General features: G+C 34.1%; 10 protein-coding genes. 6 read left to right on the forward strand and 4 right to left on the reverse strand.

Annotation, left to right across the window (positions count from 1 at the left end):
• Positions 1-52: 52 nt before the first annotated feature.
• Genes SFT90_08100 through SFT90_08110 form a run of 3 tightly spaced genes read left to right on the forward strand, consistent with a single transcriptional unit; the run spans position 53 to position 2,240 of the window.
• The gene (locus SFT90_08100) at positions 53-1,360 is read left to right on the forward strand and encodes a hypothetical protein (GenBank protein ID MDX1950436.1); all 1,308 of its coding nucleotides are present in this window, start codon (positions 53-55) and stop codon (positions 1,358-1,360) included.
• A complete protein-coding gene (locus SFT90_08105) occupies positions 1,330-1,911 on the forward strand; it encodes a hypothetical protein (GenBank protein ID MDX1950437.1) in 582 nt (193 codons plus the stop codon). Before SFT90_08100 ends, SFT90_08105 begins: the two co-directional genes overlap by 31 nt.
• The gene (locus SFT90_08110) at positions 1,911-2,240 is read left to right on the forward strand and encodes a hypothetical protein (protein ID MDX1950438.1); all 330 of its coding nucleotides are present in this window, start codon (positions 1,911-1,913) and stop codon (positions 2,238-2,240) included. Before SFT90_08105 ends, SFT90_08110 begins: the two co-directional genes overlap by 1 nt.
• A 16-nt stretch (positions 2,241-2,256) precedes the next feature.
• On the opposite strand, the gene SFT90_08115 is transcribed toward SFT90_08110, so the two are convergent.
• The gene (locus SFT90_08115; protein MDX1950439.1) at positions 2,257-4,146 is read right to left on the reverse strand and encodes a class II glutamine amidotransferase; all 1,890 of its coding nucleotides are present in this window, start codon (positions 4,144-4,146) and stop codon (positions 2,257-2,259) included.
• 249 nt (positions 4,147-4,395) lie between these two features.
• Here SFT90_08115 and infB point away from each other — a divergent pair, with 249 nt between their 5' ends.
• The gene (infB, locus tag SFT90_08120) at positions 4,396-6,948 is read left to right on the forward strand and encodes a translation initiation factor IF-2 (GenBank protein MDX1950440.1); all 2,553 of its coding nucleotides are present in this window, start codon (positions 4,396-4,398) and stop codon (positions 6,946-6,948) included.
• A gap of 8 nt (positions 6,949-6,956) precedes the next feature.
• Positions 6,957-7,304 (forward strand): ribosome-binding factor A, encoded by a 348-nt coding sequence (locus tag SFT90_08125; GenBank protein ID MDX1950441.1) that lies wholly within the window; start codon positions 6,957-6,959, stop codon positions 7,302-7,304.
• Here the strand turns inward: SFT90_08125 and SFT90_08130 are convergent.
• Together SFT90_08130 and SFT90_08135 are read right to left on the reverse strand one after the other, a co-directional pair.
• The gene (locus SFT90_08130; protein ID MDX1950442.1) at positions 7,301-7,828 is read right to left on the reverse strand and encodes a histidine phosphatase family protein; all 528 of its coding nucleotides are present in this window, start codon (positions 7,826-7,828) and stop codon (positions 7,301-7,303) included. The genes SFT90_08125 and SFT90_08130 overlap by 4 nt on opposite strands.
• Before the next feature lie 9 nt (positions 7,829-7,837).
• Positions 7,838-8,548 (reverse strand): response regulator transcription factor, encoded by a 711-nt coding sequence (locus SFT90_08135; GenBank protein MDX1950443.1) that lies wholly within the window; start codon positions 8,546-8,548, stop codon positions 7,838-7,840.
• 261 nt (positions 8,549-8,809) lie between these two features.
• Between SFT90_08135 and SFT90_08140 the strand changes: the two genes are divergently transcribed.
• On the forward strand, positions 8,810-11,062 hold the full coding sequence (locus SFT90_08140; GenBank protein ID MDX1950444.1) for a TonB-dependent receptor: 2,253 nt from the start codon (positions 8,810-8,812) through the stop codon (positions 11,060-11,062).
• 12 nt (positions 11,063-11,074) lie between these two features.
• Here the strand turns inward: SFT90_08140 and SFT90_08145 are convergent.
• Positions 11,075-12,582 (reverse strand): AMP-binding protein (locus SFT90_08145; protein ID MDX1950445.1); only part of this gene is annotated, 1,508 nt, incomplete at its 5' end.

Consider the following 12,582-nt stretch of genomic DNA (forward strand, 5'->3'; position numbering starts at 1 on the left):
ATGTTTTTATGTTATTTTTTTTAAGATAGATTTTTTAATTTAAGGCTTTTTGATGAATTTTTTTTTCAAAAAAATATTTTCTGCTAAAATTCAATCAATAAATCTTAGCGAAATTTATAAAAAATTTCCTGAGCTTTTTACAAAATCAAATTTAAGAAAAATATTTTTAGAAAGCCCTGCTGTTGGTGAGGGCCTAACTGGATCAGTTCACTTAATGGCGGTTACGGCATCTGGCGTTGCTTCTGCATTAACTGGTAATATAATTCAAGGGCTTTCGGTAACTGCTATTGGAGGAGGTGCATTAATTTGTGATTATCTAAAAGCAACGCAAGAACAGCAGATTCCAAAACAATATGAAGAAAAAACTCTTAAATTAGTTGGCTCAATTCTTTATAACATGCATACAAAGGCAGTCCAAGATTTACAAAATGGATTTTCATTACTTTCAAGAACAACAAATCCTACAGAATTAGATAGAGATTATCCTCTTTTAAAGATCGTAGAAAAATCTAAAGAAATTATTGAAGAGACAAAAAAGGTTTTCTTAAATAATAATCCAATTTCTTCTATAAAACTTGGTGGCGTAGATTTAGATGTAAAAATATATGATACAAGTAAACTCTCAAAAAAAACTCATGAACTCGAAACATTAATAAAAGGATTAAATAATGACATTCAATTAGAAGATAATTATTGGAAAATCCTTATAAAGGGCATTAGAGGTTTAACATCCATTTCTTTAAGTTTAAAAGGTTTTAATTCTATCAAAAAAATAATTGATAATTTGAATGAAGATTCCAAATTAAATCTAGGAGTAGAGAATTTTATTAATAAAGGTAGCTTGCACCCTTTAATAGATTCATCCAATTATATTAATAGCAATCCTATGTATACAAGTGATGCTATTAGAACTTTTGAAAGAGAAAACTCTTTGCTAAAAAAAGAGTTAAAAGATTTCTATTTAGCTTATAGTAATGATAGATTTGAAACTCTTAAAATTTCTAATAAAATTTATACTAGTTTAGGAATTGGACAAGATAATCCATTTTTTGCAGATGAAGATAGAGATATTGGTGTAAGTGAGTATGTTGATAATTTTTTAAAGAGAATGGATCAATTAAACGAATATGAAAGAACGCCAAATCCAATTTTGAGGCAAGTTAAGAAAGCTGGTAATTACAAGGATTTCCCATATGAATTTACTGGTGCAATGTTCACTGGATTTAGTATAGGCTCCATGATAGTTGCTAGCATCTTTGAAAAAGATCCAGAAGCAAGGCAAGTTTTGGTTATCTTGGTGTGGCAGGGCTTTCATTTTGGATATTACCAATGGAAACAGAATGGGGTAGCAAAGCATTAGATGGCATAAGAAATTTGGGCGAAAAAATATCCAATACAACTGAGGGTATAAAATTAAAAATATTCAGGCCAACAGCTAAAATTATATCCACTGAAGGGCAAATTGGCAAAAACTTAACTTCAATTTCTAATGGTATTACGCAAGCTGTAGATATTATAGATAATAAAACTCAAATATTTACTGGCTTAACAAATGTTTTATCTGGTATTAAAACTACTTATCAAGAAAGAGTTGCACCTACTAAAAATAAGATAGTTGATGGTAGCATTAATTTAGCTGCAAAAATGCTTGTTACAATGGGTAATGTTCCTAAAACCACAGCTTACCTTCCTGCTTTTATCTCTTGCTATTATCGTTCGATGGAGATTGTAAACCAGATGGATAATGTAAGTGGAAAAGAGTTGGCAATTAAGTCAGTTGGCGTATTATGTGCAACATTATCAAATGTTCTTGGAACAATGGCAGTAATAAAAATTGCTGATAAAGAAACTTATAATTCAATTATAAAAGCTGTTACTAATATTGATTTATCTAATTCAAAAAGAAGATGATGTCTGAAAATTTTCAAGATTTTAAGAAACTAGTTGATGATGACTTGAAAATAGTTTTTCTAATTACGGGTGAAGATGAAAATTCATCGCCAATTTTTGCTTATGTAAGAATGAAAGCCTCAGATTATTTCTCTTTTATGAATAATATTGATAATCCAAACGGGCTAGAGCTATCCAATTTTGGCGAGATTGTTAGCTACGGGAATGGTGAGCCTTCAAAAGAAGTAAAAAGAGAAATGTTTGAAAAATATGGTACCTCAGATGATTTTCAGCAAAACTTAATTGATAATATGCTAAAGCTAAATAAGGATTTAACTGAAAATTTTTAATTATAATTCAAAACACTTACTCACTAACAATTTCTGTTTTGACATTTACTTTTAGGGTTTCTTTTCCGCCACCTTTATAGATTGTGCCAGTTGTAGGGGTGGCATCAAGATAGTTTCTGCCACAAGCAACCCTTATGTAATCTTGGTCAACTTGTTTTCCGTTTGTAGGGTCAAAACCTCGCCAGCCAACATAAGGTATATAAAGCTCTGCCCAAGCGTGCGTTGCCTCAGATTGGATTTTATTAGCATAATCTGCACCTGTATAAATGTAGCCCATTCTATAACGAGCTGGAATGCTAAGTAAGCGAGCCAAGCAAATGAGTAAATTTGCAAAATCTTGACAAACACCTTTACGAAGAACATAAACTTCAAAAGCATTAGTGTTTAACTCAGTTGCACCAACTTGATATTTGAAATCTTTATATATAGTGCGGTTTATATCTTTTAGAGTTTCATAAAGATTATAATCATTTCTTCTAACAAAACTCATAGCAAAATCAGTGAGTTCACGCAGTTGCGTTTCAGGGAGTTCTTGAGGCATAAGATAAGCTTGCATCATCTGCCTTTGCCCTGGCATCCAAGCATATGGAATTGAAACTTTTCTAAGTGGGTGAGAAAAATCATCAGGATCAATTCTGCTAATTAAAACCTTACTTTTACTAACTATTTTTATTTCAGAGTATGGTTTTTCAATAGTCATGTGAACAATATCATTATTGAAAACATCTCTATAAATCATTCTTTCCGCAGGAACATCAACATCAAGTGAGTATTCCAAAACCTGCTGAAACCGATTATACATTGGTATTAACCTGAAAACATGCTCACTTCTCTCAATTGGTGAATCATATGTATAGGTGGTTTCATGCGTAACTTGCATCATTCTTGCGTTATGATGCAAGAGGTTGTTGCTGATGTAATAATCAAACTCACGAGAAGTTGGAACGCAATTATTTTCAACAAAATTCTTAAATTGTCCATTACTCTCAAACAAGCTGTTTGGAGGGCTATTTGTGTTTGCACTAAGCTGTAATTCTTGTTGCGGAAGATATACTTGTTTTTGGTTTTGATTATTTTTATTTTTCATACTTATTTCATTAGAATTCCATATCACAGAACCATGAGAGCATACTATCATCTGCGATTCTTCAAGCTCTTTCCAGTTAGGGTTATCAGACATCTTTTCAGATGCGATAATTATATGAGTTCTAATTCTATCTATTCCATTTGTAAAATCAAAATCTATATCATTATCAGATGAAGCTAAACCATGGGTTGCATTATGCGGGATTCTTCTTTTCCAATAAAGTTTTTCTGGCGTGTTTTTACCATGAAAAGCCACCATATATTGCCCATCAGAAAAAATTATATTTGCAGAACCAAATTCATTGAAGTCTTTCAGCCATTTATATAAATTTTCCCAACCTATATCTTTGATTGAATCAATATTTTTTTTATAACATTTATTGAGGATTATATCAAAAACCAACTCAGAATCCGTAGTTCCTAAAGGCTGAAAAATATTTTTCTTATTCTTATTATAAATTTCTCTAAGGGCGTAAATATCAAGTGTTCCTTGGTGAAGCCAGCAAATTTCCTTACCACCTAGCTTGTTTACATAAGGCTGAGTGTTTTGAAGGGTTGCATCATAAGATGCTCCATAAAAATTAAAAAGGAATGTTGAAGAACGAAATCTTCGCCATTCATCAATCACTTTTGGGCGACCAGTTTCAGCAAATGAACCTGCATCTTTAAGTAAAACGCAAGCATTCTTATCTTCTGGATACCAAGCAAAACCGCACCCTGAAAGCCTTTTACCATCTTTGTCAAAGCCCGTTTCAGTTTTGAAATTAACTATTGGAGTTGCAGGACAATCAATTGATAACGCTAATAAAAAATTTTTCATAAAGATATAAAATGTAAGCTAAAAATAATTGAAAACTTGTCATCTTGAGCAAAGCGAAAGATCTAAAAATCTCTTTAGATTCTTCGCTTTGCTCAGAATCACAAAAATATTCATTTCATTTGACTATAATTGTTTTTTATACATAATGCACCAAAACTTAGGAATACAGCCAAAAAATATATATTAAATTAAACAAAACACAAAATAAAACAAAGTAATTAATAATTAATACTAATAACACAATAAAAAATGACAGATAATACATCAAATAACAATAAAACATTATCACTTTCACTCGGTAAAAAGCTGGAAGTTAGCTCAGTAAAGCAATCTATCTCTAGAAGTAAAAGTAAATCTGTGATGGTTGAGGTTAAAAAATCTCGTTCTTTCAAAATTGATAAAAATGAAGATTTTCTTACCAATGATGATTCTAACTTAACGGAACATGAAAGAAAGGCTCGCTTAGAAGCTATTAAATTCGCTGAAGAAAGAAGAAAAGCCCAACAAGAAAATCATCATGTTGGTAAAGTTGGAATTGAAATTGCCATTCAAAGAAATAATGACGAAGAAGTTTTAACTGCTCCTGTAAAAAAGGAAGATCCTAAAAAATCTTCTCCCATTCCAAACCCAACACCACTTGGCGGAAAGAGAGTTCACTCTCTAGAAACTAATGAAATTAGAAACTTAGATGCATTATCTCCAAAACAAAAAGAAGAAAGGGCAAAACAACAGCAAGAAAAAAATGTTTTCTCTGGAAACCCTTTTGAAACTAACGCTCTTGGGCTTCCTAAGAAAAAACCTACTGGAAAGATAACTAAAGAAGACTTAGATAGCGAAATTGAAGAGAGGAAAAAAACTTCAGCTGGAAAGCCAAAATTTGGAGATGATAATTTTGATGATAAAAAACTAAAAAAACTTACTATTTCTCAAGCGGTTGATTTTGATGGTGAGGAGAGGGTTAGATCAATTGCAGCTTACAAGCGTAAAAAGCAAAAACAGAAAATGAAGCTTGTAAGTCAAACTGAGCAAGTTTTCCAAGCAAAAGAAATTATAATCCCTGAATTTATTTCAATTCAAGATTTATCAAATAGAATGGCAGTTCGCGTTCAAGAAGTAATAAAAGAGCTGATGAAACTTGGTATGATTAAGCGTGCTGTTGATGAAATTGATGCTGATACCGCTGAGCTTCTAGTTACTGAATTTAAGCACATTCCAAAAAGAGTTTTAGCTTCTGACATAGAAAATTCTCTACAAGAAGAAATTGTGAATGAGGCAGATTTAGAATCACGCCCACCAGTTGTTACCATTATGGGGCATGTGGATCACGGCAAAACTTCTCTACTTGATACAATCAGAAAAGCTGATGTTGTAAGTGGTGAAGCTGGCGGAATTACTCAACATATCGGTGCTTATCAAGTAACTACTAAAAATGGTGAAAAAATTTCTTTCATTGATACGCCAGGTCACGCGGCGTTCACTGCAATGCGTGCAAGGGGTGCGAATGTTACTGATATTGTTATTCTAGTTGTTGCGGCTGATGATGGCGTTATGCCTCAAACTATTGAGGCAATTAATCACGCAAAAGTTGCGAATGTTCCAATTATCGTTGCAGTAAATAAAATTGATAAACCTGATGCTAACGCAAGAAGAGTAAAAGAGGAGCTTCTTAATTATGATGTAATCGTTGAAGAATATGGCGGTGAAGTTCAAGCAGTTGAAATTTCTGCAAAGCAAAAAATAAATATTGATGGCTTGCTTGATGCTATTTTAGTTCAAGCAGAAATGCTTAATCTTAAGGCAAGCAAAAAACAAAAACCTCGTGGAACAGTTATTGAATCTAAGATTGATAAGGGCAGGGGGGTTGTTGCAACTTTACTTGTTCAAAAAGGAACTCTTAAAAAAGGTGATTTGATAATTGCTGGCACTGCTTTTGGTAAAATCAAAACTATCGTTGATGAAAATGGTAATAACCTAGAAACAGCAGAGCCTTCCAAGCCGGTTGAAGTTTTAGGTTTTGACGAAGTGCCTCAAGCTGGCGAAGTTTTCTCAATTGCGGATAATGAAAAAATCGCAAGAGATGTTGTTGAGTATCGTAAAAAACTTCAAATTATTGAAAAACAAAAACTAACTAACGCATCTTCTGGTGGCATTGAAAGCCTATTCAAAATGGCTAAAGATGGCAATAAAGAACTCAATGTAATTATTAAAGGTGATGTTCACGGCTCAGTTGAAGCAATCGTTAGCTCAATTGGCAAAATAGTTAGTGAGGAAGTTAAAATTAAGGTTGTTCATCAAGCAGCTGGTGCAATTAGTGAATCTGACATTCAATTAGCATCAGCCGTCAAAGCCGTTATTATGGGCTTTAATGTGCGTGCTGAGGCGAATGCAAAAGCTCTAGCTGAAAGAGAAAAAATTGAAGTTAGATATTATAATATTATTTATAACTTACTTGATGATATTAAAGGCTTAGTTTCAGGGCTTCTTTCCCCTGTTATTAGGGAACAATTTTTGGGTAATGCAGAAATTCTGCAAGTGTTCAAAATGTCCAAATATGGTAAGGTTGCAGGCTGTAGAATTAAGGAAGGGCTGGTAAAGCGTGGTGCAGGTGTTCGCTTAATTCGTGATAATGTGGTGATTCATGAAGGCAAGCTCAAAACTCTCAAACGCTTCAAAGATGAGGTTGCAGAAGTTAAAGAAGGTTTTGAATGCGGAATGGCTTTTGAAAATTATGAAGATATTAGAGAAGGTGATATAATTGAGGCCTTTGAAGTTGTTAAAGAGCAAAGGGTATTTGAAGGCTAATTATCGTTATGAAAAATTTTTCCACTAGGCAGTTAAAAGTTGGTCAGGAAATCAAATCCATATTAAGTAATTTTTTTATGCGAGGAGATGTTTATGATCCCAATACTTTTAAGGCAATAAACATCACAATTTCAGAAGTGCAAGTTACTCCAGATTTGAACTATGCCGATGTTTATTTTATTCCACTTGGTGGCGTAGAATCAAAAAATACATCTGAAATTCTGCAATCTATTGCAAGCAAACTCAAATGGCAGATTGGCAAACAAATGAATATAAGAACAATTCCAAATCTAGTTTTCAAAATTGATAAATCTTTTGATGTCGCACAAAGAATTGAAGAGCTGACGAAGAGTTAAAGCTTTTTGCCGTTTACAAAATCTAAAAGAATAGCAGAATTGTTGGTAATTTCATACCAGTTCTTTACCTCAGAATTAAAAGTTGCGAATGAACCGGGGGGAAAGTTTGCTCGCATCTCTCTAAATTTAGTTTTATCACCGCTTCTTGCAAAACTAACTGCAAACTCTTGCAAACCAGGGCAATGGCTTATAATTAAAATAGATTTATAATCATCACTACATCTATTTATAATGTCCAAAATTTGCTCAGGTGATGTAACATATAAATCTTGAAAAGTTTTAATTTCAATTTCAGGATTATGCGAAAAGAATTTTTTGAAAAGAGAAGCTGTTTGCTTTGCTCTAATTGCGGTTGAAGAAAAAATAACTTCAGGTGGATTATCTTTATAATGCTTCAAGAAATAAGGAGCAACTAGTGATGCTTGATCCTCCCCCTTTTTAGTGAGAGTGCGTTCGTGATCACTAAGCATATTCTTATCTGTTTGCCCAGCCTTAGAATGCCTCATTAAATATATTCTTTTCATAATGAAACTTTATTCTTGGTTTTCGTTGCCAGCTAGGATATTTTTTTCATTAGGATCTTTAATGCAATAACCTCTACCCCATAAAGTTTCAATGTAGTTTTCGCCAGCTACCTCTTCAATTTTTTTGCGAAGCTTGCAAACAAATACATCAATGATTTTTATTTCAGGCTCATCAATTCCGCCGTAAAGATGTGCAAGGAAAGTTTCTTTCTTAATAGGCGTTCCTTTACGAAGCATCATTATTTCTAATATGCTATATTCTTTACTGGTTAAATTCATAGGTTTACCACCTATTTCAACACTTCTAGCGTCCATGTCCAAAGATATTTTACCAACTTTTAACTTAGAAGTTGAATTTCCCTTAGAACGACGAACAATAGCTTGAATTCTAGCAATTAACTCGCCACGATTAAATGGTTTTGTAACATAATCATCAGCACCAATTCCAAGCCCTTTAACTTTGCTATCAGAGCCAGTTAAGCCAGAAAGAATCATCACTGGCGTTTTAATATTTGCACGCCTCAATCTGCGTAAAACCTCAAAGCCATCAACATCTGGCAACATCATATCAAGAATTATAATGTCATATTCATACATTCTTGCAAAGTCCAAACCCTCCTCACCATTGCCTGCTATATCGCAGACAATACCTTCAGTTGCTAGGGCTAACTCTATTGATTTTGCAGTAGAAATATCATCTTCTATAAGAAGTATTCTCATTTGAAAAAACTATTCGTTGATAAGCGAAATTTACTGAAATTTAATTCATAACTATTTGAATATTAACTAAACATTAATAAAAGGCTAGTAAAAAAGATATTTAATAATTTTTTGTGACTAAAAGGTTACTTGATTTTTCAACCTATGGTTAAATACTCAATTAAATTCTAATAATTATCGTTAAAAATGTTAAATATAAAATTGACATGATAATAATTATCATTACTGAGGATTGTTAAATTTAATTAATAATCTTTCTCGATGAATAATTTCTCAAACTACATATTAGCTATCGTTATAAATTTTATAATTTTACTTGGTTTTTCCTTTAATTCCTTTGCGAAAAATTTTGTAGAAAATATTCAGGATAAAAAACTTCAATCTGTAACAGTTATCGGCACTGCGGATAAGAAAAATTCTATCTCTGGCTCTGCTACAATAATAGATAAAGTTAGGCTAGAAAAAAATAAATATAGCGATGTAAATAGAATTTTAAGAGAGGTTTCTGGCGTTATCGTGCAGGAAGAAGATGGCTTTGGTTTGCGACCAAATATCGCGATTAGGGGGGGTAGATCCAATCGCTCTGCCGATATTACGCTTATGGAAGATGGTATTTTAATTGCACCAGCACCTTATTCCGCACCTGAAGCATATTATTTTCCGCAAATGGAAAGAGTAAATTCTCTTGAGGTAATAAAAGGTGCAGGTGCGGTAAAATATGGCCCAAGAACTACAAATGGAATTTTGAATCTTGTTTCAAAGCCAATTCCAAATGGCAATCAAGCAGATATTTTATTAGAGGGCGGAAGTTTCGATTCATATCGTACGGGGCTTACAACTGGCACTACTGCTGGTAATTATGGCGTTATGCTTAATGCATTTCATAAAGAATCATCTGGCTTTAAGAACATAGATTTTATAGGTGGTGATAATGGCTTTGATATTGAAGATGTGGTTACAAAATTTAGGGTTTCAACTGATGCGTCAGCTGATATTTATCAAGATTTAGAATTAAAACTTGGATATTATAATGAGCTTTCAAATGAAACATATTTAGGGCTTACAAGGCAAGATTTTACCCTAAACCCATTTAGAAGATATGCTTCGTCACAAATGGATAATATGAATTCTCATGCAAAACAGATTGCCCTTACACACTTTGTAGAATTAAATCCTCATTTAGATGTAACAACAAGTATTTATAGAAATGAATTTGATAGATCTTGGTATCGCTTAGATGGCCTTACCATTGGTGGAACAAGGCGTTCTATAACTCAAGTTTTAGATAATCCAACTGGCTTTGCGGCATATTATAATGCAATTACTGGCGCTAATTCAGCGGGTGTGAATTTTCATCAAAGAAATAATGCTAGATCATATATTTCAGAGGGCGTTCAATCTAATTTGAAATATAATTATGATTTCCTTAATATTCACAATGCCCTAGATTTTGGTGTTAGGCTTCATAGAGATGAAGAAGATAGATTTCAAAGAGAAGATAATTTTGTAATGCAAAATGGCTCACCTTCTATTACATCATATGGTGCTGCTGGCGGTGCGGGTAATAGAATCCAATCTGGTAGAGCATTTAGTAGCTATGTGGAAAATAAATTTTCCTTCATTAATTTAGATGTAACGCCCGGGGTTAGATATGAGAGGATTGATCTTAAAAGGCAGGATTACGGCAATTCAGACCCTCTAAGAACTGGCACTGCATTAAATGTTTTTACTAATACATTAGATGTTATAATACCGGGCATTGGAGCAACTTATCATCTTAATGATAATTATAAATTCTTTGCTGGTGTTCATAAAGGTTTTGCCCCTCCGGGTGTGCCAAATAATGCTCAGCAAGCATTTACTGACGAGGAAGAAAGCACAAATTATGAATTAGGTGGCAGATATATTTCTGATAATCTCAATCTAGAATTGGCAGGTTTTTTAACTGATTATCGTAATCTAATTGGCAGAGATACATTTGCATCTGGAGGCACTGGCACTGGCGATAGCTTCAATGGTGGTGAAGCTGTTGTTAAAGGCATTGAATTTACTACTCAATATGATGTTTCAAAATTATTGGCCATTACAGATTATAGGCTTCCATTAACTTTATCTTATACTCATACAAGGGCTAATTTTGAAAATGGATTTGTTAGTAACTTTGCTGAGTGGGGAACAGTTACTAAAAATGATGAATTGCCTTACACGCCTAACAATCAATTATATCTTGCTTCTGGAGTTGAGGCGGATAAATGGAGCGTAGAACTCTCCGCAAAATATACAGATGAAATGCGTGCTGTTGCTGGAAATGGCATCATCGCACCAAATAATTTAATTGAAGATTTCTGGACAATAGACGCCACTGCTGATTATGAAATTTCTAAGAAAGTTAGGGCGTATGTAAATGGCAGAAATATTTTAGATGAGATATATGTTGCATCAGCAAGGCCTTCTGGTGTTAGACCGGGATTGCCTTTAACTATCTTAACTGGCTTAAAAATATCGCTATATTAAAATTATTTGTTCTTAATTTTTATTCAGGCGGTTATTTATTATCTCATCAACCGCTTCAGGGTTTAACAAGGTTTTTGTATCGCCTAGATTTTCAAAATTATTTTCTGCAATTTTGCGAAGAATTCTTCGCATGATTTTTCCAGAGCGAGTTTTAGGAAGCCCAGTAACAAATTGAATTAAATCAGGTTTTGCAATTGCAGAAATTTCCTTTGCAACTAAGTTTTTTAATTCAAGCAGAAGCTCCTCCACCTGTTTACGGGGGGAGGTTGGGTGGGGGGCTATATTCTTATTAGGGTAGCTTTCTTGCCCACCTTCTAGCCTCCCCCCGTAAACAGGGGGATGGACAACATTATCTTTTAGCGTTACAAAAGCGTAAATTCCTTGGCCTTTTATATCGTGAGGATAACCAACAACAGCAGCTTCCGCAACGGCAGGGTGAAGCACTAGTGCTGATTCAATTTCCGCAGTGCCAAGCCTATGGCCTGATACATTTATTACATCATCAACTCGGCCAGTTATCCAAAAATCGCCATCTTCATCAAGTTTAGCACCATCACCTGAGAAATACTTGCCCGCAAATGGCTTGAAATATGTATCAACAAATCTTTGGTGATCACCCCAAATTGTGCGGGCTTGCGACGGCCAAGAATTTAATATGCAGAGATTACCTTCAGCTGGACTTGAAGGATTTAGATCTTGAAGGCTATCTATAAATTCCTCCCCCTTCTTGTGGGGAGAGGTTAGGTGGGGGGCATTATTATTAGTGAGGTGGCTTTCCTGCCCCCCTCCCTGCCTCCCCCCGCAAGCAGGGGGATGTGTTATAGAACTTCCAACCACCTCATTTTTATCATTTACAATCGCTGGGATTACCCCAAAAAAAGGCTTTGTTGCAGAGCCAGCTTTTAGTTTAGTAGCATAGGGTAGGGGAGTTATAAGAAATCCACCTGTTTCAGTTTGCCACCAAGTATCAACAATCGGGCAGTTTTCATTGCCAACAATTTTATGATACCAACGCCAAGCCTCAGGATTTATAGGCTCACCAACGCTTCCAAGAATTCTGAGTGATTTCCTTGAAGTTTTATTTACAAAATCATCACCAGCACCCATTAGCATTCTAATGGCTGTTGGTGCGGTATAAAATTGCGTAACCTTATGTTTATCAACGATATTCCAAAATCTAGAAGCATCTGGATAAGTTGGCACCCCCTCAAACATCAGAGTTGTTGCACCATTAATCAGGGGGCCATAAATTATATAACTATGACCTGTAATCCAGCCAATATCAGCTGTGCAGAAATAAATATCAACTTGCTTGTAATCAAAAACATATTTATGCGTAATTGCTGTGTAAAGGCCGTATCCAGCCGTGGTATGAAGCAAGCCTTTAGGCTTTCCAGTTGAGCCAGAAGTATAGAGAATAAAAAGCGGAGATTCCGCTTCCATTGATTCGCATTCACAAATTTCAGAGGCTTTTTCAAATTCAGAATTATAATCTATAATTTTTTCGTTCTTAAAATTTG

The organism is Rickettsiales bacterium (genome assembly GCA_033762595.1).
Classification (GTDB): domain Bacteria; phylum Pseudomonadota; class Alphaproteobacteria; order Rickettsiales; family UBA8987; genus JANPLD01.

Bases quoted from the DNA above. Each gene is read 5' to 3' on its own strand.
- SFT90_08110 (MDX1950438.1), top strand. From the start codon at position 1,911: ATGTCTGAAAATTTTCAAGATTTTAAGAAACTAGTTGATGATGACTTG.
- SFT90_08130 (MDX1950442.1), bottom strand. From the start codon at position 7,828: ATGAAAAGAATATATTTAATGAGGCATTCTAAGGCTGGGCAAACAGAT.
- SFT90_08115 (MDX1950439.1), bottom strand. From the start codon at position 4,146: ATGAAAAATTTTTTATTAGCGTTATCAATTGATTGTCCTGCAACTCCA.
- SFT90_08100 (MDX1950436.1), top strand. From the start codon at position 53: ATGAATTTTTTTTTCAAAAAAATATTTTCTGCTAAAATTCAATCAATA.
- infB (MDX1950440.1), top strand. From the start codon at position 4,396: ATGACAGATAATACATCAAATAACAATAAAACATTATCACTTTCACTC.
- SFT90_08105 (MDX1950437.1), top strand. From the start codon at position 1,330: ATGGAAACAGAATGGGGTAGCAAAGCATTAGATGGCATAAGAAATTTG.
- SFT90_08125 (MDX1950441.1), top strand. From the start codon at position 6,957: ATGAAAAATTTTTCCACTAGGCAGTTAAAAGTTGGTCAGGAAATCAAA.
- SFT90_08140 (MDX1950444.1), top strand. From the start codon at position 8,810: ATGAATAATTTCTCAAACTACATATTAGCTATCGTTATAAATTTTATA.
- SFT90_08135 (MDX1950443.1), bottom strand. From the start codon at position 8,548: ATGAGAATACTTCTTATAGAAGATGATATTTCTACTGCAAAATCAATA.